Genomic DNA, 24,081 nt, shown 5'->3' with positions numbered 1-24,081 from the left:
TTTTTCACAAAGATACAAAAAAAATTGGATTGATAAACCTTTTCAAAGCTATCCAATTTTTTCAATATTCATTATCTAACATATCTTTGTGTTTATGCTGCAATCTAAACCTAAAGAAGCAAACTTTATAAATTCTTCGACTATCACATAGTGCAACATCATTGGATAAATAAAATTTCTGATTTTTATATTTTTACTTAAAACGTTCCTAATGTGATAATAGGTTTGACAAACCAATCTGGATGCATTGATTTGATAAAAAGGGCTGCCTGCTGCGCTGCTTGCTTATCTTTAAAAATACCAAAGCAAGTTGCACCAGTTCCAGACATGCGAGAAAAAAGAGAACCGCTCTTATCCAATACATCTAAAACTTCAAGCAATCGAGGCGCAATTTTTAATGCAGGAATGAAGAGATCATTGCGCGTTTCTTGTAAAGCCTCAACTAATGAATAAACTGTCTTTAAAGCTGCTAGATCAATTTTTAAGGAAGGATGATCACGCTTTTCTAAAGCCTGGAAAACATCTTTTGTTGCAATATGTTGTCCATGATTTACTAATACCATTGCAAGAGAACATACCTCTTTTAACCGTGTTATATCTTGTCCGATTCCTTTAACAAAAAGTGGTTGCTTATATTCTAGTGCAAAAAGACACATGGGGACATCAGCACCTAAAACTAAGCTCATTTTCGCTAATTTTTCACAAGAACAATTAACTCTCCATTGCTGACGTAATAGACTCAAAACACCAGCAGAATTACCTGATCCCCCACCAATTCCTGAAGCAACTGGCAATACTTTAACAAGTCTAAAAAATGCAGATTTCGCATATTTTGGAAATGCCTCACACATAAAATCATATGCGCGAATAACTGAATTATCTTTATCAGAGACAAGACTACGCGCAAAAGATCCCGTTAAGGTGAGACGCTCGCTCCCAAAAGGTGCAAAAACCAAACAGTCACCACTCAAACTAAAACAGACCAAACTCTCTAATAAGTGGTAACCATCAGCACGCTGACCAACAACATGCAAAGCTAAGTTCAATTTAATAGGTGTAAATACATAAACACTTCTTTTGAACAAAGCTTCTACGCCCGATATCATTTAAAGTAATATTCACCAGTTTTAGGATCTTTTATCAGTGTACCTCTTACCTCTGTATGCCGCGATTTAGCTTTTGTACTATAAACATGCTGCATATTTTTCTTTAATTGTTTCTTCAACAAACAATACATGCAAAAAGTTGTAATACAAATTAAACTTGATGTAATCATCCGTACCATTTTTAGTCTCTCCCTTTTTATCAGCGATATCACAAACTCATTTTACTATATATCAAATTATACCGAATCACCATCCTCATTACAAACCATAACGCTGCCAAAGCGCTCGCTCTTCCGCTACCATCACTGCACTATCAATTGCTGTATAAATTGCATTCGCAGTAATCCCTGAAGGAGCTCTAGACCCTAAAAGACTTTTCGGGGGAGAAATCAACCGTAGTTTAGTATCATGACCAAACCGTTCCTTAATAACAGAGCGCACATCATTTAATCCATCAACTAACCCAAGCTCAACGCTCTTTTTTCCACTCCAGAACATTCCTGTGAAAATGTCTGGATCATTTGACAGCTTCTCTCCACGTCGCTCTTGGACTAAATCAATAAATGTTTGATGAACTTCAAGTTGTAGAGATTTTAAATGCTCAATACCCGCCTTCTTTTCGGGCTGGAAAGGATCCAATATAACTTTATTTTTTCCCGCTGTATATACGCGACGTTCCACTCCAATTTTGTTCAAAAGCTCAGGAAAACCAAAAGAAGCTGAAACAACCCCAATAGAGCCAACAACTGAAGAAGGATCAGCAAAAATCTCATCTCCAGCGCAAGCAATCATATAACCACCTGATGCGGCTACATCTTCAATAAATACTAAAACCTGTTTGTTTTTTTCCTTTGCCAAGTCACGAATACGCTTAAAGATGAGACGTGATTGCACAGGCGATCCACCGGGAGAATTAACAATAATGGCAACAACTGGAGCTTTTTTATAAGCAAAAGCTTTATCTAAAAGATTAGCACATCTGCTCAACGAAAGCGTGCGCGGCGCTATCACTGAAGTAGAATCCATAATCGCTCCATGAAGACGCACCACGGGAATTTCGAGTTTACCGGAACCAAAACAATCTGAAATAAAATTTTTGATAATATTATCCAAAACAAGACTTCCTTATATACTAGGTAGGGATATAAATTTAAGAGCAACTTAATAGGCACGAAAAACAAAAGCGAAAAAAACAACTTCCCACAAAAGTGCCAACAAAAGCCCAAATTAAAAATCCCAATTCATTCAAATCCACATCCTTTTTAAAACTTATTTCGTCCTAAACTTAAATAATAAATTGAAAAACACAAGATATTGTTAAAAAAGTTCCCACAAGCTTATGCGTCCATTGTTAATTGCATCAACCCTTAGTGAAAAAGCATGGCTATCGCCCTCATGTATAACCAACGGCGGCAACATAGATAAAGCTGCGCGGCTTCCCCGTTTCGCATAAAGTAAAACACGAATTGCAGCGGTTAAAGCACGTGCATGAATAGGAATGATACAAACGTTACCAAAGCGACCTTCCAAAGCATGCAATATATCGGTCAACGATTGTGGACGTGCAATTAACCCTAAATACCCTCCTGGTTTAACAACTGCTGCTGCACTACGTAACCAATTATCAAACATAGCCTCAGGCATAACATGCGCCTCCAATTTCTGTTCATCAGGTGTCTTGCGATCTGAAGAATTATTAAAAGGCGGATTCATAATCACAAAATCAAAAGCATTATCTGATAGACCTGCCTCTAAACGGGCTTTTCCTCTGGATGTAACATCTGCTTGTAACAAGCAAATTCGATCAATAAACTTCTCATTTTGCTTTAGCATAAGTGTTTTTTGAGCATAAGACACCATAAAAGCTGACTTCTCAACTAATGTAACGTGTACCTTTAGACACCGCGATGCTACCGCTAATCCTGCAGCACCAGCACCAGCACCAAAATCAATAACCTTCCCCTTAAAATTGCTAGGAACCAACCCGGCTAATAACATAGCATCCATGCCAGAACGATGACCACGTGAACGTGGCTGAACTAAATAAAATTTTCCACGGTGAAATCCATCAATTGTTTCGTCATTATGCTCCATTATCTTATTCATTTAAAGGCCCAATATTCATTATCATAATCTGTATTTTGCATACCAATTGTTTCTTCATGAGATTATTTTTTCAAAACAATATTACTCACCTATTAAAAATATTTCTTATAAATATCTTCAAGATTTGCATTTTAACGTGATATCAAAACTTGAGTCGAAGCAAACCCTCCTTTATGCTATGGATAAAATAAAATTCCTACATATCCATTGTAATCCTCTAGGAGAAAACATATTGAGTTCTGCCACAAAACTAGACCAAATAAAAAATAATCAAACTTCTCTCCAATCTCTCATCAATCTGACCAAAGATGATATGCAACGCGTAAATCAGTGCATCCTTTCCATGGCAAAATCAGATGTTGACATGATTCCCGAAATCTCCAACCATCTTATTTTATCTGGTGGAAAGCGGTTACGCCCAATGATTACGTTAGCCTCCGCACAAATGTTTGGTTATCAAAATGATGGACATATAAAGCTCGCTACAGCAGTTGAATTTATGCATACAGCAACATTATTACATGATGATGTCATTGATGAAAGTAATCTAAGACGAGGGCAATCTACCGCGCGAACAATTTGGGGAAATCAAGCTAGTATACTTGTTGGCGACTTTTTGTTGGGGCAAGCTTTTAAAATGATGGTTGATGTTGGTTCTATAGAAGCACTCTCCGTCTTAGCAAATGCTGCGGCAATTATTGCTGAAGGAGAAGTCATGCAACTTTCTGCAGCAAAAAATATAGAGACAAATATTTCAGATTACCTCAAAATCATTAATGCAAAAACAGCTGCACTTTTTTCAGCAGCTGCTGAAGTTGGACCAATTATCGCTGGCTATGGACATGAAGAGCGTTTTGCATTGCGCGAATATGGAACATTGTTAGGATTGGCATTCCAATTAATTGATGACGCACTTGATTATGGTGGGGTTACTAAAGATTTGGGAAAAAACATAGGTGATGATTTCCGTGAAGGAAAAATTACAATGCCTGTTATCCTCGCATATACACGAGGAAATGACAAAGAAAAAGCATTCTGGAAAGAGGCACTTGAAAACAACAATAGCAATAATGAAACTTTTGCATACGCCCAACAGCTAATAAAAAAATATGATAGCCTTACAGATACAATAAAACAAGCAAATGTCTACGGAAAACGTGCAATAGACGCTCTTATTTCAATAGATGAAAGTCCCGCTCGCAATGCTTTAGTTGAAACTGTTGACTTTTGTATTTCCCGTGTAAACTGATTCATTGCAATCATCGCAATATTTTTAATAAAGTAATCAGATATGATTTATAAACCGTATGCATAACTGATTATTTTAAAAAGGATTGTCCCTATGCGCAGTGCAACAATATCCTGCTTTTTTACTCTCTTGCTTGCTAGTGTCATGCTGATACCCTCTCTTACCTATAGCAAAACTGATACCACTACCAGTGCGAGCTCATTTGCAGGTGCATATTTGGCTGGAAGAATCGCAAATCATGAAAATAAAACAGATTTAGCTATCAATTATTTTAAACAGGCACTCACTTATCAACCCGATAACGTTGAAACACAAACAGAGATTCTCGAAGCGATGCTATCTGTAGGTGCTTTCAGAGAAGCCGTTCAATACGCTCAAAAATTGAAAAAACAAAATGTTGTTACTCCATTTGTATCTTTAACATTATCAATAGAAAACCTTATCAAAAAAGATTACAAAAGTGCAAAAAAACTGCTGCAATCACAATTAAAAGCGCCCCCTTTACCAAATAACCCAATTCCCGAATTAATTAGTTTTTGGGCAGAATTTGGATCTGGAAATCAATCTCAAGCAATAGCTAATCTTGCAAAAATTCAAGGTCCTGCTTGGTATAATCTCTTTATATATTATCATCTTGCACTTATGAGCGACTTAGCAGGACGTACGCAGGATGCAAAAAAATATTTTACTCAAGCACTTAATAATAAAGAAGGACCGATAACCACTCCTAATACCTATGAACGTATTATTATAGCTTATGCTTCATTCCAATTGCGTCATAAAATGCGTAAACAAGCTATTCAAACTCTCAAACACGGTGAACAATTATTGCCAAATCGAGAAATACTCACAAATATCCGGCAGAAAATTGAAAAAGGCGCCCCTCTAGAAAGATTAGTTAAAACATCCCTGCAAGGAGCGAGTGAAGTATTATATAATTTTGGAACAGAACTTAATCACAAAAGTTCAGGGCACATCGCACGTATTTTTCAACAATTATCTCTAGTATTATACCCTCAAAATGAAGCAATCTTATTTCAATTAGCAACTATTTCTGCAAAACTGAATGATATCGATCAAGCGATTAAACTTTATCGTACTTTATCTCCTAATTCTTCCTATTATAAAGACGGACAACTATGGCTTGCGCTTATTTTTGCTCACAAAAATAATTATGATGAAGCGATTAAATTACTCACATTATTAAATAAAAAATTTCCCAACGATCGCCATATTTTAATAACGTTAGCTGCCATTTATATGCAAGACAATAAATTTTCCGAAGCGGCTCAAATTATGAATCGTGCCATTGCGCAAATAACAAGCTTTCAACGAGAAGATTGGAAACTCTTTTATCAACGTGGTATCGCTTTTGAGCGCTTGCAACAATGGCCAAAAGCTGAAACTGATTTGCGAAAAGCTCTTGAATTCTTTCCTGATCAACCACAAGTTCTTAATTATTTAGGCTATTCACTTATTGATCGTGATCTAAAACTTGAAGAATCCCTCCGTATGCTGCAAAAAGCCTATGCGTTACAATCTCAAAATAGCCATATCTTGGATTCTTTGGGGTGGGCCTATTATAAGCTTAAACAGTATAACCAAGCTGTAACAATATTGGAGAATGCTGTTAAACTGCAACCTGAAGATCCAACATTAAATGATCATTTAGGTGATGCTTATTGGCAAATTGGACGCAAACGTGAAGCAGTATTTCAATGGAATCATGCAATTGATGGGAAACCGAAAAATTTTCAAAAAATCCAAGAAAAATTAAAATTTGGTTTGAAATAAATAACGATGCTTGACCATCACCATAGGAAACAATAGACAGTAATGGAGACTGAGGTTCTTTTGTCATCCATCTTTTTATTGAACAAAGAGTATAAAGCGTGAAATTGCCTGAATATCTTAATCCCACACGTTCTTTTCAGGGACTGATTCTAACTTTACAAAATTATTGGGCCCATTACGGATGCGCAATTTTACAACCTTATGACATGGAAGTTGGAGCAGGGACTTTCCATCCTGCAACAACCTTACGCTCATTAGGCCCACGTCCTTGGAAAACCGCTTATGTCCAACCTTCTAGACGTCCAGCAGATGGTCGATATGGTAAAAATCCAAATCGCTTACAGCACTATTATCAATTCCAAGTTCTTCTCAAGCCTTCACCTCAAAATTTACAAGAACTTTATATAAAATCACTACAAGCTATCGGTCTTGATACAAAACTTCATGATATTCGCTTTATTGAAGATGATTGGGAAAGCCCAACACTCGGAGCATGGGGACTTGGATGGGAATGTTGGTGTGATGGGATGGAAGTTTCTCAATTTACCTATTTTCAACAGATCTGTGGTATTGAATGCGCTCCGGTTTCTGGAGAACTTACCTATGGTCTTGAGCGTCTAGCAATGTATATACAAGGCGTTGATAATGTCTATGATCTGAACTTTAATGGTTTAGATGGAGAAGATAAAATCAGCTATAGGGATATTTTTCTGCAAGCAGAACAAGAATATTCGTATTATAATTTCGAATTTGCTAACACCAAGCTCTTACATCAACATTTTATTGATGCTGAGAACGAATGCATTGCACTTCTTGAAGCAGGAACACCAAATAAAGAAAGTAATTTACATCTGTGTGTTTTTCCAGCTTATGATCAATGTATTAAAGCTAGCCATATCTTTAATCTTTTACAAGCACGTGGTGTAATTTCTGTAACTGAACGACAAAGCTATATCCTTCGTGTTCGTGATCTTGCGCGTCGGTGTGGCGAAGCATTTTTACTCACTGAAGCCGGTCAAATACACACTAACGGAGAAGCCTAATGTCCGATCTTCTTCTTGAACTTTTCAGCGAAGAGATTCCTGCTCGTATGCAGCGAAAAGCTGCTACTGACCTAAAAAAACGTGTTACAGATAAACTTATCGATGCGGGCTTAACCTATAAAGCTGCTTGTGAATATTGGACACCGCGCCGGCTAACATTAGATGTACGAGGTCTTTCTTTACATTCAAAAGATATACACGAAGAACGAAAAGGACCAAATATTAAATCACCACAACACGTGATTGATGGATTCCTACGTGCAACAGGATTAAATGATATTACTGAAGCGCATATTGCGCATGATAGTAAAAAGGGTGATTTTTATATCGCTAAAATTATCAAAAAAGGTCGAAAAGCAGAAGCAATCATTGCGGATATTTTGCCGGATATTATTTGCAATTTTCCCTGGCCAAAATCTATGCGTTGGGGAAAAGATTCAGCAAAAAATGGAACATTGAAATGGATACGCCCTTTGCAAAATATTCTTTGCGTCTTTGGACCAGAAATTGGCGAAACACATGTTATTCCATTTACAATTAATTCTCTTACAAGTAATAATCTCACCTATGGTCATCGTTTTTTAAGCGATGGAAAACCTATCCAAATCCGCCGCTTCGATGATTATATCACCAAGCTTGAAGAGCATAAAGTCATTCTAGATGCAGAAAGACGAAAAAATATTATTTTAGCAGATGCTCAAAATCTTTGTTTTGCAAACGGTTTAGAATTAGTGCGAGATGATTCTCTCTTAGAAGAAGTCGCAGGACTCGTTGAATGGCCTGTTGTACTTATGAGTAATTTTAGTAAATCTTTTCTTGATATTCCTCCAGAAATTATTCGCTTGACTATCAGAGCTAATCAAAAATGTTTTGTCACCCGTAAACAAGGTGAAAAAACTAAACTTTCTCATCATTTTATTCTTGTTTCTAATATTCTTGCAAATGATGAAGGCAAAGAAATTTCTAAAGGAAATAGCAGAGTTGTTTGCGCGCGTCTTTCTGATGCACTTTATTTTTGGCAAGCAGACCAGCATAATTTACCCGATATCCAAAACTTAAAATCCTCTGCTAAAAAATTTGATCTTGATTTAAATAAACCTTTCGATCAGAGAATGGCACGGCTTGATCATTTAAATGTAACTTTCCATGAAAAATTGGGCACCCAAGGTGCAAGAGTAGAACGAATTGCTATTTTAGCACAAAAAATTGCTCCTTTAATGCAAGTAGATCCTCTTTTAGCTAAACGTGCTGCAATTCTCGCAAAAGCAGATTTGCAAACAGAAATTGTAGGAGAATTTCCAGAGTTGCAAGGGATTATGGGACGAAAATATGCACTCCTTCAAGGAGAAGATCCACGCATAGCTGAAGCAATAGAAGACCATTATAAACCACAAGGACCAAAGGATCGTATTCCACAAGAACCCATCGCAGTAACAGTTGCTCTAGCTGACAAAATTGATATGCTCGTTGGCTTTTGGTTAATTAATGAAAAACCAACTGGTTCTAAAGATCCTTATGCATTAAGACGAACAGCCCTAGGAATTATTAGGCTTATGCTTTTCCATCAGTGGAATATTAATCTTATGCCACTCTTTCATCTATCTGCAGATCTTTTTTTACAGCAAAAAAACAAACCTGAAACGTGTCTTATAAAAGCTGAACACTCACAGAGTATTTTTCCAGAAAAAGTAAGATATATTTTATCAGATCTATTGTTCTTTTTTCATGAACGTCTAAAAGTTTATTTAAAAGAAGAGGGGATCCGTTATGATGCTATTGAAGCTGTATTAAATAAAAATGCTGATGATTTTTTATTGATTGCATATCGTATCAAAGCGCTTATCACCTTTATCAATACAAACGATGGAAACAATCTCTTAACCGCAATAAAACGCACTGTGAATATTCTTGAAAGTGAACTTCAAAAAGAAACCACAATAACGGATGAAATTAATCCTGAACTTTTCATGGAAAAAGAAGAACAACAACTTTATAAAGCAATTATTGAGGCTGAAGAAAAAGTTGACAACTACACTACTATAGAGGATTTCCCACTTGCGTTGAGCACCTTAATCCCTCTTGGAAAATGTATAGACATCTTTTTTGAAAAAATATTGGTAAACGATAAAAACCTCAATGTTCGCGCTAATCGTCTTGCTCTTCTTAAACGCATTCATACTCTCACACAATCAGTTGCAAATTTTTCGAAACTTGTAATCTAAAATAGATGCTCCATCAGTTTTAAAACTGTAAAATAGAATCTTGCCACTTTTAAATATTTTAGTGACTAATATTTTTATAAATATTATAAAGTGATCTTGCATGAATGTTTTAGATGACTTTGCACTTATAACGTAAGGGTATCTTACCTTATATCACCATAAACAATTAGTAAAAAAATTAGAACAAATAGAGACTTAAAAAATTCTATAAATCTTATAGAACAACATTATTCAAGAAAAATGTCTGTTATTAATTGAGATTTTTCTTCATTTGAATAAGGGCTTCCTTTGTAAGAGAGTTTTTAATAAGCTCATCAGCCCTATCACTAGAATTTAATTCTTTCGCAATAAGTACACTTGCAGCAGAAATTGCCAAATCGATAGCAGATGAAGAAACCATACGTACCGCATCAGCTTCTGCTTGTGCAATTTTTTGCTCTGCCAATTTATTGCGATTCTTTACATACTCTTCCGTTTTGGCACGAGCCTCCGCAACTATTGCTTCAACTTCACGTTTAGCTGCAATAATAATCGCTTGCGCATCCTTCTCTGCTTCCGCATGTTTGCGCTGATATTCAGCTAAAACTTCTTGTGCTTCCTCACGAAGACGAAGGGCTTCATCAAGTTCATCTTTAATACGTTTTGCTCGCATATCAAGGTGACGCACAACCATCTCAGGAACTTTTAAATAGGCCAAAAGAATTAGAAAAAGAATTAACCCAACCAAAGCCCAAAAAGTATCTGTCATTTTTATAATCCTTAGCAACTTGCAGCTTTAACAGCTGAATTAACAGACTCTTTATTGATATCGACATCAATCAATTTTCTAACAATCTCAAGAGTTAATTCTTCAGCAATTGAACCAACATTTTGCATAGCTTGATCTCTAATTTTAGCGATCTGTTCTTCCGCGTCCGTTAGCTTTTTCTCCAAACTTTCTTCAATTTCCTTTCGTTCAATTTCGGACTTTTCTTTTATCTCGTCACCTGCAGTCTTCGCTATGTCATATGCTTTTAAACGAGCTTCCGCTAATTTTCGCTCGTATGTTTCAACTACGATATCAGCTTCTTGCTTCATACGCATTGCCTGATCTAAATCAGATGCAATTCGATCCCGACGTGTTTCAATAACACCACCAATGCGCGGCACAATCACACGAGAAATAAAGAAATAAAAAAGACTGAAAGAGATCGTTAACCAAAAAAAATGTGAACTAAAATGTGCTAAATCAAAAGGTGGAAATACACGTTCTGCATGCTCTACCGCATCTTTGATATTTTCTACCAGCGTTCTAGCGGTCTGTGCATAAGCGTTAGAAACAAACATTCTATTTCATCCTTTAAAAAACTGATTAAACTCTTCTATTCAAAGACTGAAAGCAATTAATCAAATGTTTTTTCGTTAAGCAATAAAGGTACGCCCACCTCTCTCATAATAAAGCAGACATATCCTTTATTAAAATAATTAAACTGCAAAAAGAAGCAATAAGGCAACAAGCAATGAAAAAATACCTAAAGCTTCTGTCACAGCAAAACCAAAAACAAGACGACCAAACTGACTGTCTGCTGCTGATGGGTTCCGTAACGCACCAGAAAGATAACTACCAAAAATATTTCCAAGACCCAAAGCCGTCCCAGCCATACCAAAGCACGCAAGACCAGCACCGATATATTTTGCAGCAAGCACTATTTCCATATTATTCTCCTTTGAAGCGAAATTGTACTATTTAATAAAAACTGTTAATTTTATTAATGTCCCGGATGAAGTGCATCATTCAGATACATACAAGTTAAAACTGTAAATACGTAAGCTTGAAGAAATGCAACTAAAAATTCAAGAGCAGTAATCGCTACAGTCATAATAAGCGGCAGAATTGAACCGCCAATACCCATGATTCCTGCCCCAATCATTGAGACAACAAAACCAGCAAATACTTTGAGAGTAATATGACCAGCAAGCATATTAGCAAAAAGACGAAGCGAAAGACTAATAGGGCGCGAAAAAAAAGAAATGACCTCAATCACAGTGACTAAAGGCAAAACAACAACTGGTACACCACTTGGAACAAACAGCTTTAAAAAGGCAACACCATGCTTATAAAAACCATAAACAATCACAGTTAAAATCACTAACATCGCCAATGAAAAAGTAATCATAATTTGAGAGGTAACTGTATAAAAATACGGGAAAAGACCAATAAAATTAGCAACTAAAATAAAAGTAAACAGCGAAAAAACTAACGGAAAGAATTGCATTCCCTGTATACCGGACGATTCTCGCAACATCGAGGCGACGAACTCATACGCCATTTCTGAAATAGACTGCATCCGCGTTGGAACTAACCCACGACTTGATGATGAAAAGAAAAGAAAAATTGAAGTTATAACAACACTCGCAATTATAAAGAGTGATACATTTGTAAACGACAAATCCACATTCCCTGCGGAAATCTTAATTAATCGTGTAACTTCAAACTGATGGACAGGATCTGGAGCGTGCGATGTCACTTCAACCTCATTCATTTGGCCTTTGATCGACCCTTTTATCTTGGCTCGATTTGCTATTTTTTCCTAATTGTCTGAAGGACATATATCCCACAGATCGAAGAATATTCCATATACCAGCAGTAAATCCAAAAAAAAGAAAAAACACCAATCCCCACGGTGTTGAATCTACTAGCTTGTCAAACCCCAATCCTAAAACAACGCCAACAATAACGCTTGCCAAAAATTCACTCGAAAGCTCAACTGCATACGCCATCTTTCCTTGAGGCTCTCCTCCTTGATTATATGAAGCCCGCTTCTTTAATGCTTTTTTACGTATTAAAGCTAAATCTAAATTCCGACTACGACACTCTAAATCCTCTAAATCAACATACTCTCCATGTCTTTTTTCTTCAGCACCTTTTTTTGGCATAATAGGCTCATCACCTTTTGCCATAACTAGCCCCTTCATAAAAAAGCAAAATGTATCTCACAAACTATGTACAACATATTGTTACCAAATTTATTCGTCAAGTCGCCAAAATAAATCTATCACAATTTATCGCATAAAAAATATATACAAAACACTCACTTAAATTTTACTAGCTTTAGCTGCTAATGGGTCTTCGGATAATAATCAAAATAAAAAAACAACTATATCACTGCTTCACTTTTTAAAGCACATCCTCTTTATACTATAATATCAGTAACATACCGCAAAAACCATCAAAGTTTATGACATGATTTATCATTATTTATTTTTTGCATAGACCACCATACTCAGCGAAGATTTCGTTTACCAATCAATAACCCTACATTCTATGATAAAATGGCAAAAAAATGATTAAATAAAAAAATACTTCTTCCTTTATGTACTGGTAATAATGCCAATATCCATAGAATTGATCAATTAATTTCAAATTTAAAACTTAATAATTAAAAAATAATATCAGAAAACACAATTCTAAATATACATTTTACCTATCAAAAAAAATTAAAAATCACTTCTTTTTGGAACCTTCTGCAAAAGGATTTTCAGACGCTCGCAATGATATACGAATTGGTACACCTAACATATCAAATGTATCACGCAGTCCATTAGAAAGATAACGCAAATACGATTGGGGCATCATTTTAGGTCGCGAACAAGAAATCATAAACCCAGGGGGACGTGTTTTAACTTGTGTTATATATTTAACTTTTAACCGACGTCCAGAAACTGCAGGAGGTGGATGATGCGCAACAACATTTTCAATCCATTTGTTTAGTTTTCCCGTAGAAATACGATGATTCCACACACGATGCATCATCATGATATTTTCCATGAGTCTATCAATTCCTTGACCATATTGCCCTGACAAAGGAACAGCTCTCAAACCACGAACTTGAGGAAGAAGACGAGCGCATTTTTCATGCAAATCAGCCAATTTTGTTCGATGATTTTCAATAAGGTCCCACTTATTGAAAGCAATGATCGGAACACGTCCCTCACGAATTACAAGATCAGCAATTTGCAAATCCTGCTTTTCAAAGGGTATAGTGGCATCAAAAACAATGACCACGACTTCTGCAAAACGGATGGCACGTAAAGTATCTGCAACAGAAAGTTTTTCCAATTTTTCTTGAATTTTTGATTTTCGACGTAACCCTGCAGTATCAAAAAATTTAATAGGACGACCACGCCATTCCCAATCTACCGAAATAGAATCACGCGTAAGCCCTGCTTCAGGACCCGTTAATAAACGATCCTGCTTCAATATACTATTAATAAGAGTTGATTTTCCTGTGTTTGGGCGACCTGCAATCGCAATCCGAATAGGCTTGCTCTCATCATACGCATGTTCATCTTCTTCAAAATCCCCCACATCATTATCAACAGATGCAAATTGAGTCACAAGATGATCTTCCTCGTCTTTAAAAGAACTATCCTTGCTAAGAATACTCACAATTGCCTCATAAAGACCCGAAAGACCTAAACCATGTTCGGCAGAAATTGGGCAAGGTTCCCCCAAACCTAATGACCAAGCCTCATATTCTCCCCCTGCGGCAGCTTTCGATTCAGATTTATTCGCAACAAGCACAATTGGTTTTCCTGATTTACGAACTAATGAAGCAAAGTTTATATCACTTGGCACTACTCCACTTTTTGCATCAAACATAAATAAAATAAGGTCTGCTTCATCGATAGCTGCTTTTGTATGAGAGCGCATACGACCTTCAAGCGTATGATCACCTGCTTCTTCTAATCCAGCCGTATCAATCACATCAAAACGTAAATCCTGCAGCTTAGCTGCGTGAACACGTCTATCACGCGTCACGCCCGGCTTATCATCAACCAAAGCCAATTTTTGCCCAACCAAACGATTAAATAGCGTTGACTTTCCGACATTAGGTCGACCAACTATAGCAATGGTAAAGCTCATCAGCTTATCCTCTGTTTGCCTTACCTTCAGCTTGAATAAGCTCAAGCATAATCCGTGCCCTATCTGTTATTTTCGATTCCTGAAGATTTTCCTCAGAAATGTTTTGAAAATAATAAATTGCATCATCCATTTTATCAGCTTTATAAGCAGCTAAACCTAAAGCTTCTCTTGCAGACATACGCATAGGATCAGCATCATTTGCCATATCTTCGACGCGTTCTTTTACATCATCCAAAGTTCCTGTATCAACTAAAATATAAGCCGCTCGGACTTTTGCAACTTTCCGTAAAATTTGTGGTGCATTTTCATCAGCTGCAACGGAATCAAAGACTTCCACTGATTTAATAGCATTGCCCTGCTCCATTAACAAAGAAGCTTCACGCAAACGCGCAAGAAAAGGATATCCACCAAAATTAGTTTCTTTAGTATCATTCAATTGTTTCAATGCTTTATCAAAATCGCGTTTATCCGCAAACTCAAGACCTTTCATAAACATTTCACCAATATGACCGGACTTCTTCATTTGTTCATAGTGATAAATTTGATAAACTGCTATCGTCAGTATAAAAATAATAATTGCTATAATAATTGAAAGTCCATAACGTTTCCAAAAAGCAAGAGCTTTTTCTTGACGAAACTCTGCATTTACTTCAGCAATAAAACTATCATACGACATATATTCATACCTTAAAAATCTAATTTCTGCGCTTCTACGCATAAATAAAAGATGGTGTCCTTATTTAACTAAAAAACTTCAAATTGTCAGCCCACCAAGTTTAAAAATTAATATGCTTCCATATTAATCAAAATCCGATAATTACACCAATAAAAAAAATAATGTAACTGCTTCCTGATTTATGCTGTCACTTTTACATAATATTTAATTTTGCAAAGATATGAAAGTTATCATTACGTTAATTTTCAGTGTCACTCCTTACGAGCTTGACACTATTATTCGTAATGCGAACCTTGAATATACATATATTCGTATAATCTTTTATCTCCTTGCAAGCAGCATCATATTATATTTTGCAAAACCTTCATTCTAAAATCGAAATGGGAAACCAAGTCATACAAAATTTTAGCAAAAAGATAATGGCAAAACTTCATAATCGGAAAGATTTGAGATGAAGTAAACAAACATTGTTGTTTAGCATACAAGAGAGTTGCTGAATATTCATAATGAAACTCAATATTAAATTACAATCTCAAAAATTTTAAAGCATCTTTTAAATTTGATTCTATTCAAGTAATCATTTTACTGCACTGTACAGTTTAAAATTGCTCAACTATTTTATTGTAATGGCCAAACCCACATCAACATTGGAACTGCAACAATTACTACCAATACGGCTAGTGGAGCACCTAAACGCGGATAATCACTGAAACGATATCCTCCTGGTGCCATCACCAGCATATTGCATTGGTGCCCGATAGGTGTAAGAAATTCACAACCAGAGCCAATTGCAACAGCCATCAAAAAAGCTTCAGGCTTATAATGAAGAGAATGAGCAAAACTCGATGCAATCGGTGCTACCATCATAACTGTTGCTGCATTATTCAAAAATGGTGTTACCAACATTGCTGTAACCAGCATTAATGCTAGTGCGCCAGATGGTGGCAAAAATGCTGCCAATTGACTAAGCCAATGACCTATAAGATCTGTGCTCCCTGTTTTCTCTAGTGCCTCACTTACTGGAATAAGAGCTGCTAATAATACTAATATTTGTCCATCTAATGCCTGATACAGATCACGTGCAGGCAAAATACGAAAAATAACCATTGCAGCTGCTGCAGAAAAGAAAGAAAATGCAACTGGAATGATTTGAAAAGCCGTTAAAATAATTGCCACGAACAAAATAACCAAAGATATGAGCCCATATCGCAAATTTCCAAACGTAATATTGCGTTTGGCTAAGGGCAAACACTTTAATTCTCGTAGAAAATTTGGGATAATCGCATCTTGCCCTTGTAAAACAATCACATCTCCTAGATGAAAATCAATATCGCCAAGCCTTTTCCGGACTCTTTCATGTTGACGACTTATTGCAAGTAAGTTGACACCATAGCGGTCAAATAATGAAAATTCTCTTGCACTAATACCAATGAGAGGAGAATTATATGTGATAACCGCTTCAATAATATCAATATCGCTGTCTTTATCACCTGTGGGAATAGTTCTATTAGAAGAAAATGATAAACGAGCGGAATTAATCACGCTATCCATTCCCGTATGCGGACCTTCTAGCAAAATGATATCATTTTCAGACAAAACAAAATCTGGCAATGGGGAGATAGATACTTTATTTCTGATGATTTGAGTTACCATCACCTCACCGCCTGACGGCTTAACGAAATCAACAATGGTTTTCCCTATAATTGGCGAATTAGCTGTAATACGGACTTCAGCAACATAATTACGAATATCAATAGCATCATCAAATGATGCGCCCGAACGCACACGCACAGGCAATCGCCAAGAAAAAAAGATTAAATATAATACACCGACAGAAGCAACCGCTACACCAACTGGTGTGAAATCAAACATGGTAAAAGGGGTTCCCGTTAAACGCTCTTGCATCGCTGAAATAACAACATTAGGAGAAGTTCCTATCTGTGTCATAAGACCGCCTAACAAAGAACCAAATGCCATGGGCATCAAAAAGACAGAGGGCGAAACCTGAGAGCGACGCGCAAATTGAAAAGCGATCGGTAGCATGATAGCCAAAGCACCAATATTCTTAACAAACATTGATAATAATACCACAGAAATGACCAAAAAAGCTAACTGAAGACGCACCGATTTTACATCTGGCCATATCCGCTGCATAATAAATTCCATGATACCAGAGCGCGATACAGCAGTACTGACAACAAAAACACTCCCCACAATGATAACAATATCATTACTAAAACCGCTAAACGCTTCCTTCGGATTTACCAGACCAACGATACAAGAAACCAATAATGTACAAACGGCAACAACATCATAACGAAATCGATCCCAAATAAAAACAACCATCATGAAACCAATGATCAAAAAAGCTGTTATTTGATCCACTGTCATAATATCCGTCCTCTCCCCATTAAATTATAATCAACAGCAGCATATCTTTTATTTTTAACTATTCTCATAAAAAACAACAAAACAAAAGCAAACATGAATATGTTCAAAAAATGATTGAATACTATAAATAAAATCACAATCAACACATATTCATTTTCTTATTCTAAACGTTATGATAGCTTTTTCATAAAATGCTGAAACTCAAGAAAATCGATGACAATTAATAAAAGCATATTGAAAAAAATGGTAAAATTAATCTACATGCTAAATGAATATAAATAAAATGCTGTTGGACTAATGCATATCCACCATAATATACGAGCCTTTATTGTTACTTGAAATAAACTTGTCTATACTTTCATATATAGTGCGAAAAACGAAAGAAAAAGTGATGGTCAATTTTAATAACGAATATAGAGAAAATCTAAAATACTGGCTAGCATGTATTATTGGATTGGTTACTATTTTGGCGATCATAGTTATTGGCGGTTTTTACATAGCAAAACCACATCTTGACAGTTTTGTAAAAAGAGAATTAGCTCGCCGCTCCATACAAGCAATAAAGTCTGAAGTAAGCCTTACAGGAAAAGTCAATTTAAGGAACGTGATTATACCAGTACCTGCTAATATGACACTTAGAATTGGCGCTCTTTCAGCGCGTCCCCCTATTTCCTTTATACCTGGTGCTTTTACACTTTATGATGTTTATTTCACGCATAATAATATCCATGTAAAAATTCCAAAAATTTCTATTAATGGCATATCTTTAAAAGAAAAAAATGCCACAATTACATCTCGCCTTTTACAGTCAATTATGCGTGTTAAACTCTCATCGGTTGTAGCACCAAATATACTAATTTTTACAGAAAATAAGAATAAATTAACTGAAAAAATTGAGATAAAAGATTTTCAACTTTACGGTTTAAAAAATGGTCACATTCAATCTTTTAGCGGCAAAAAACTGAATCTTGAAGCGACAGTAGAAAATGGTGTCAAAAAAACATCTTTAATAGCAAAAAGCGATATAATAAAAGCACATAATATTGATGTCCACTATGCCTATTCTATCCTCTTTGGAAAAAGTAACACCAATAATCAAGGAAAAACCATTATTGGCCCCATTGCTCTGGACAACATGGCTATTGATGTTTTTGAAGGAACAGAAAAAAATGTCTCTGTCTCCCTTGGCAAATTTAGAACATCTGGTCTCAAAATGAAACCTCTAAAACAAACACCAGAAGAATTGATAAAAGCGTATCTTAGAGCTAAAAAAGAAAATAATAAAACAACTCAAAAAACAGCGCTACATGACGCTTTCATGTCTGCTCTCCTCGCTATTACATCAATTGATACCCAAATTGATAAATTTTCTATCGATATAGCACAACTAAAGGCAACGTTTGATTCATTCCAATTAATACCAAGTCAGTGGGAACAACCTATCCCTCAAAAACTTTTACTTTCTCTTAATAATTTGTCGATTTTACCTAAAAAAATGAAAGAAAAAGATCTAGATTTCTTAAAGAAATTGCATCTTGAACCTCTTAACCTTTCGGGAAAGCTTGATGTTTCTTACAATGAAAAAAATCGAGAAATTCTTCTTAATACAATGTCTTTCAATATAAAAAATGCTGGTTCTGCAGAAATATTTTCCAAAATTATTAATATTGATGGAAAACTTTTTTCTGGAAAGAAATATGCAATGCTTGCCGCTGTACAAAATTTTGGCATAACCGAAGTTGATATACGCTATACAGATGCTGGTTTCATTGACAAACTTTTTTCTTATCTTGCTCAAAAATTTAATGATAATAAATATGATTTAAAAAAAGAACTTTATGACGATTTTTATTTAATAATGACACAAAGCCCTAAAATTTTACTAAAGAATCATGCTACAGCGGAGAACATTTCACAATCTTTTGGTGAGTTTGCTAAAAATCCGCAAACACTAATCATTAAAATAACAGCAAAAGATAACAGAGGTCTTATGCTTCCTGATTTCCAAGCTGTTTTACAAAATGGTCTGTTAGCAATTTTGAACAAAGTAAATTTAACCGTCAAAAATGAATCTTTACCCTAGGGAACGATTATTTTACCTATAAATTTAAGAGTTTTATTTCTCTTTTTTTTTCTTTTATATGATATTACAAATACCGTAATAAAGATTTGTATAAGAGATATATATCAATGAAATTATCGATATTTGGAGTCGTTTATGTCTGATTTATCTTCAAAGCGTTTACCAAATCGCGCTTCTCGTGTTACAAATCAGGCGCTTTCTGCAATTGAGCGCTTTCTTCATATTGAAGCTCTCAGCGGTATTGTTCTTTTACTAGCAGCAGCTGCTGCACTTATTTTTGCTAATTCTCGATATTCACATCTTTATGAAACTTTTTGGCATACACCCCTTGGTTTTAACTTCGGCCATTTTACCTTTTCATGGGATTTACATTTCTGGGTTAACGATGTCTTAATGACAGTCTTCTTTCTCGTGGCAGGAATGGAGATTCGACGTGAAATTCATGAAGGCGCTCTTGCCAATTTTAAACAAGCAATTCTGCCAATTGTGGCAGCAGCAGGCGGAGTTTGTCTTCCTGCAATTATTTATCTCTGTTTCAACTTAAATGGTGGACATACCTATGGTTGGGCAGTGCCTACAGCCACTGATATTGCTTTTGCTCTTGGCATTCTCGCTCTTCTTGGAAAAAAAGTTCCTTCTAACCTCCATATCATTCTTTTATCTTTAGCAATTATCGATGATATTATTGCGGTTCTGATCATTGCTTTTTTCTATTCAACCAACCTTGATCCTAGCGGATTAACCATCGCTGCAGTGGGTATTGCTCTGGTATTGTTTTTTCAATGGATTGGACTTGTATCGGCATGGCTTTATGTTTTACCAGGAGCGATCATCTGGTGGGGGTTGATGGTAACAGGTGTCCACCCATCACTGGCTGGTGTAATTTTAGGTATGATGACTCCAGTTTTTCCTACCCGTACCATGGTCGCTCCACTCATAGTGCTCAGCAATGCAATGCAAATCCTTCAAGAAAAAAATATAAAAACAGATTTGCATCATATCTCAACTGCATTGAAAAAAATACGTAAAGGACAACGCGATATAATTGCACCAGTAATACGTGTTCAGAAAATATTACACCCGTGGGTTGCTTATGGTATAATGCCGATCTTTGCCTTTGCAAATGCTGGCGTTAGTTTTGCAAATTTTGACCTTTCTGTCGATAAATCATACTTGATTGTATTGGGTATTATCATTGGCCTATTTGTCGGAAAGCCTCTTGGTATTATTACTGCTAGCTACCTAGCCGTGAAATCAGGATTATGCCGTTTACCTCCTAACACAACATGGTCAGGCGTATTATTGATTGGATCGTTAGCCGGTATTGGCTTCACAATGTCTATCTTTGTTTCAATGCTTGCTTTTAAAAATATTGTCCTGCTAGACTCTGCAAAAATCGGAGTGCTCTGTGGATCTGGTTTATCTGCTCTTATTGGTCTTGGGTATGGACTTATTTACATCAAGCGCAATCAAAAAACATCTCGTAATTCTCAATGAATTAGGCATTATACAATTTTTATTATGCTCGTTTTTTTTAAAGAAATTTAACACTATTGGTTGTGCTATAATGATACAGGGCAAGGAAACTATCTATAATATTTTGTTTGCTCACCTCTAGATAGATAAAAATTAATGCCATTTTAAAAGTCTATTTAGTTTTACTCATCAATTTAAGACAAGAGACAAAAAATAGTACATCATTTGCAGAAAATAATATGTTTTAATCTGATTGCATTATTTAAATTAAAACAAGTTACAATATAAAAAAGACATGTATAAAAATAATAACAAATTGCCCATGATCATTGTTTATTAAAATTATAAGAGAAACTTTGGCATCTTAACTTGAGTTTGACTAACTCATAAGCAGACTATACTTCCCATAACAAAGGCAATTTAAAATCTATCTTCTTCATAAAATTGGTATATAAAGAAGTTTTGTGTGTACCTTAAGTTGAGATTATTTCTGCAGCAACCCATGCATGACCTCTCATTCTCAGCAACAATTTCCCCACTTATTATAAAGTCTCATGTCAGATTATAAAATCTCAACAGAGCAAATTTCATAAACTCTATTTTCTGTACAGCCACCAACATAATCCAAGAAAATCACATCATGTTAGATTCATAACTTAAAATTATATCTATATTTATGAAGATACCATTCCGCAACATATGTCTTTGAATTATTGCAACGTATTTTTTTCTTTCTTATGAAAGAGCTATTTTATTGCCTGAAATGACTGTCATCACGACCTCACATAATGAAAAGTCATACAAGACTTGTATGTTTTTTAGAATATAAGAAGTTTACTTTTTATCTAACCCATAAACAGCATGCAATGTTCTTACTGCAAGTTCAGTGTAAGCACTATCAATTAAAACAGAAATTTTAATTTCTGAAGTCGTAATTGCTTGAATATTAATGCTTTTTTCAGCCAAGGCTTTAAATGCTGTAGCTGCAACACCTGCATGGCTACGCATTCCAATACCAATTACAGAGATTTTCGCAAGACCACTTTCAAATTGGATAACATCAAACCCGATTTCTTTACGATTTTTCTTAAGAAGTGCAACAGCTCTATCTACATCTGCTGAGGGAACAGTGAAAGTCATATCAGTCGTTGAGCCATCTTCAGAAGTATTTTGTACTATCATATCAACATTAATGTTCTCTTCTGCTAAGGGACCAAAAATTGCTGCAGAGACCCCAGGGCGATCTGCAAGCCTACGTAATGAAATTTGGGCTTCATCCTTAGCAAAAGCAATACCAGTAACGTTCTGTTGTTCCACAATTTCATCCTCATCGCAAATAAGTGTTCCAGGAGAATTTATCAAATCATTCATATCTACAGCATCGGGATCCTCAAAACTTGAGCGCACAAAAGTACGTACTTCATGAACCATAGCCAGTTCAACAGAGCGAACCTGTAAAACTTTGGCCCCAAGAGAAGCCATCTCAAGCATTTCTTCAAATGCTACTTTTGTTAAACGACGTGCTTTAGGTTCTACACGTGGATCAGTTGTATAAACGCCATCTACATCTGTATAAATATCACAACGATCAGCTTGTATAGCTGCAGCCACTGCAACAGCACTTGTATCTGATCCGCCACGACCTAAGGTAGAAACACGATTATCTGGAGCTAATCCTTGAAAACCAGAAATAACTGCTACTTGCCCTTCTTGCAAATACTGTCTTAAAAAGTTCCCATCGATATTTGTAATACGTGCAACGCTATGTGCACTGTCAGTACGAATTGGAATTTGCCAACCAAGCCATGATCGAGCATTCACTCCCATTCCTTTAAGAGTAAGAGCTAATAAACCTGCCGTTACTTGCTCACCAGAAGAAACAATGACATCATATTCATAAGTATCTTTATACGTTGGTGAAGCATCATGCGCCCATTGAACAAGCTCATTAGTCTTACCAGCCATTGCTGATACAACGACAGCAATCTCATTGCCTGCATCTACTTCTCTTTTAACGTGGCGTGCAACATTATGAATACGTTCAATGTTCGCCATAGATGTTCCACCAAATTTCATGACAATACGTGCCATTAATAATACTCTTATTTTCAAGCTTTTTCTCTCAAATCAGAATGAGAGTAAAACTTTATTAACGTACTAATAAACCATTTTTGACATATAGAATATCTACCATTTGCGCAACCCTAATATGTTTACAATAACTTTCCTTGACTTTAGATAAAATCCATCTGACTTAATTATTAAAATAAAAGGAGAGTAATATGACAAATGAAACACATACTACTATTGATCAGAATGAAATTGATCACTTTTCACGTATTGCCGCTGAATGGTGGAATCCACAAGGAAAATTTCGCCCACTTCATCAATTTAATCCAACACGCCTTGCTTATATTAAAGAGAAAATCTGTCTTGCATTTAATCGCGACCCTATTTCGCTTACACCCTTCGAAAATTTAAAAATTCTTGATATTGGTTGCGGAGGGGGATTACTGTGTGAACCAATGGCGCGCCTTGGTGCTACAGTTATTGGGGCTGACGCTGCACCAACGAATATTGAAGTTGCAAAAATCCATGCAGCTCAAAATGGTCTTTCTATTGATTATCGTGCCACTACTGCAGAGGCGTTAGCCAATGAAGGAGAACAATTTGATGTTATTCTCAATATGGAAGTTGTTGAACATGTTGCTGACATTAATCTTTTTATAGCAGCCACAGCAACATTACTTAAACCTCAAGGACTGATGTTTATATCAACACTTAACCGCACATGGAAAGCGTGGGTATTAGCTATTATAGGTGCTGAATACATTTTACGTTGGCTTCCTAAAGGAACTCATGATTATAAAAAATTTATCAAACCTCATGAACTTAAAAATTTTTTATCAGAAAACGCCCTTACTGTCATTGATGAAATAGGCATTACCTACAATCCATTCAATGACAGCTGGAATCGTTCAAAAGACATGGACGTCAATTATTTGCTTCTTGCTCAAAGATTTTAAGTA

The 24,081-nt window shown here is 35.8% G+C and carries 19 protein-coding genes; 7 read left to right on the top strand and 12 right to left on the bottom strand.

Features of this window, described 5'->3' with window-relative positions:
- Positions 1-197: 197 nt before the first annotated feature.
- From V4P55_RS00355 to V4P55_RS00345, 3 genes are all read right to left on the bottom strand, one after another.
- Positions 198-1,106 carry a 4-(cytidine 5'-diphospho)-2-C-methyl-D-erythritol kinase gene (locus tag V4P55_RS00355; RefSeq protein ID WP_455474422.1) on the bottom strand — a complete coding sequence of 303 codons (909 nt, stop codon included), beginning with the start codon at positions 1,104-1,106 and terminating at the stop codon, positions 198-200.
- Positions 1,107-1,364: 258 nt separating this feature from the next.
- Entirely contained in the window at positions 1,365-2,219 is an 855-nt protein-coding gene (locus V4P55_RS00350; protein ID WP_455474421.1) for a S49 family peptidase, read from the bottom strand.
- A gap of 204 nt (positions 2,220-2,423) precedes the next feature.
- Complete coding sequence (locus V4P55_RS00345) at positions 2,424-3,212, bottom strand: tRNA1(Val) (adenine(37)-N6)-methyltransferase (RefSeq protein WP_455474420.1); 789 nt, start codon at positions 3,210-3,212, stop codon at positions 2,424-2,426.
- A 232-nt stretch (positions 3,213-3,444) separates the two neighbouring features.
- Here V4P55_RS00345 and V4P55_RS00340 point away from each other — a divergent pair, with 232 nt between their 5' ends.
- The 4 genes from V4P55_RS00340 to glyS all read left to right on the top strand — a co-directional run bounded on the left by V4P55_RS00340 (position 3,445) and on the right by glyS (position 9,520).
- On the top strand, positions 3,445-4,461 hold the full coding sequence (locus V4P55_RS00340) for a polyprenyl synthetase family protein (protein WP_455474419.1): 1,017 nt from the start codon (positions 3,445-3,447) through the stop codon (positions 4,459-4,461).
- 93 nt (positions 4,462-4,554) lie between these two features.
- Complete coding sequence (locus V4P55_RS00335; protein ID WP_455474418.1) at positions 4,555-6,255, top strand: tetratricopeptide repeat protein; 1,701 nt, start codon at positions 4,555-4,557, stop codon at positions 6,253-6,255.
- 98 nt (positions 6,256-6,353) lie between these two features.
- Positions 6,354-7,298 (top strand): glycine--tRNA ligase subunit alpha, encoded by a 945-nt coding sequence (locus V4P55_RS00330; RefSeq protein WP_455474417.1) that lies wholly within the window; start codon positions 6,354-6,356, stop codon positions 7,296-7,298.
- Positions 7,298-9,520 (top strand): glycine--tRNA ligase subunit beta, encoded by a 2,223-nt coding sequence (gene glyS / locus V4P55_RS00325; protein ID WP_455474416.1) that lies wholly within the window; start codon positions 7,298-7,300, stop codon positions 9,518-9,520. Before V4P55_RS00330 ends, glyS begins: the two co-directional genes overlap by 1 nt.
- Positions 9,521-9,770: 250 nt before the next feature.
- On the opposite strand, the gene V4P55_RS00320 is transcribed toward glyS, so the two are convergent.
- The 8 genes from V4P55_RS00320 to V4P55_RS00285 all read right to left on the bottom strand — a co-directional run bounded on the left by V4P55_RS00320 (position 9,771) and on the right by V4P55_RS00285 (position 17,493).
- Positions 9,771-10,268 (bottom strand): F0F1 ATP synthase subunit B, encoded by a 498-nt coding sequence (locus V4P55_RS00320; RefSeq protein WP_455474415.1) that lies wholly within the window; start codon positions 10,266-10,268, stop codon positions 9,771-9,773.
- Positions 10,269-10,279: 11 nt separating this feature from the next.
- Complete coding sequence (locus V4P55_RS00315) at positions 10,280-10,846, bottom strand: F0F1 ATP synthase subunit B (protein WP_455474414.1); 567 nt, start codon at positions 10,844-10,846, stop codon at positions 10,280-10,282.
- Positions 10,847-10,984: 138 nt separating this feature from the next.
- The gene (locus V4P55_RS00310; protein ID WP_455474413.1) at positions 10,985-11,215 is read right to left on the bottom strand and encodes a F0F1 ATP synthase subunit C; all 231 of its coding nucleotides are present in this window, start codon (positions 11,213-11,215) and stop codon (positions 10,985-10,987) included.
- A gap of 53 nt (positions 11,216-11,268) precedes the next feature.
- Positions 11,269-12,027, bottom strand: a complete 759-nt coding sequence (locus V4P55_RS00305; protein ID WP_455475082.1) for a F0F1 ATP synthase subunit A — start codon at positions 12,025-12,027, stop codon at positions 11,269-11,271.
- 7 nt (positions 12,028-12,034) lie between these two features.
- On the bottom strand, positions 12,035-12,460 hold the full coding sequence (locus V4P55_RS00300; RefSeq protein ID WP_455474412.1) for an AtpZ/AtpI family protein: 426 nt from the start codon (positions 12,458-12,460) through the stop codon (positions 12,035-12,037).
- 544 nt (positions 12,461-13,004) lie between these two features.
- Positions 13,005-14,426 carry a ribosome biogenesis GTPase Der gene (der, locus tag V4P55_RS00295; protein WP_455474411.1) on the bottom strand — a complete coding sequence of 474 codons (1,422 nt, stop codon included), beginning with the start codon at positions 14,424-14,426 and terminating at the stop codon, positions 13,005-13,007.
- Between the two features lie 4 nt (positions 14,427-14,430).
- On the bottom strand, positions 14,431-15,102 hold the full coding sequence (locus tag V4P55_RS00290) for a DUF2659 family protein (RefSeq protein WP_455474410.1): 672 nt from the start codon (positions 15,100-15,102) through the stop codon (positions 14,431-14,433).
- A gap of 618 nt (positions 15,103-15,720) precedes the next feature.
- A complete protein-coding gene (locus tag V4P55_RS00285; protein ID WP_455474409.1) occupies positions 15,721-17,493 on the bottom strand; it encodes an SLC13 family permease in 1,773 nt (590 codons plus the stop codon).
- A gap of 391 nt (positions 17,494-17,884) precedes the next feature.
- On the opposite strand from V4P55_RS00285, the gene V4P55_RS00280 reads away from it, so the two are divergent.
- Positions 17,885-19,576 (top strand): hypothetical protein, encoded by a 1,692-nt coding sequence (locus V4P55_RS00280; RefSeq protein WP_455474408.1) that lies wholly within the window; start codon positions 17,885-17,887, stop codon positions 19,574-19,576.
- A 135-nt stretch (positions 19,577-19,711) separates the two neighbouring features.
- Complete coding sequence (nhaA, locus tag V4P55_RS00275; protein ID WP_455474407.1) at positions 19,712-21,073, top strand: Na+/H+ antiporter NhaA; 1,362 nt, start codon at positions 19,712-19,714, stop codon at positions 21,071-21,073.
- A gap of 813 nt (positions 21,074-21,886) precedes the next feature.
- On the opposite strand, the gene V4P55_RS00270 is transcribed toward nhaA, so the two are convergent.
- The gene (locus tag V4P55_RS00270) at positions 21,887-23,143 is read right to left on the bottom strand and encodes an aspartate kinase (RefSeq protein WP_455474406.1); all 1,257 of its coding nucleotides are present in this window, start codon (positions 23,141-23,143) and stop codon (positions 21,887-21,889) included.
- 191 nt (positions 23,144-23,334) lie between these two features.
- On the opposite strand from V4P55_RS00270, the gene ubiG reads away from it, so the two are divergent.
- Positions 23,335-24,078, top strand: a complete 744-nt coding sequence (gene ubiG, locus V4P55_RS00265) for a bifunctional 2-polyprenyl-6-hydroxyphenol methylase/3-demethylubiquinol 3-O-methyltransferase UbiG (protein ID WP_455474405.1) — start codon at positions 23,335-23,337, stop codon at positions 24,076-24,078.
- The last annotated feature ends 3 nt before the right edge of the window (positions 24,079-24,081 follow it).

The organism is Bartonella sp. B30(2025), assembly GCF_053793825.1.
The sequence above is the reverse complement of the archived record's forward strand: the minus strand, read 5'-3'. Positions and strand labels throughout refer to the sequence as shown.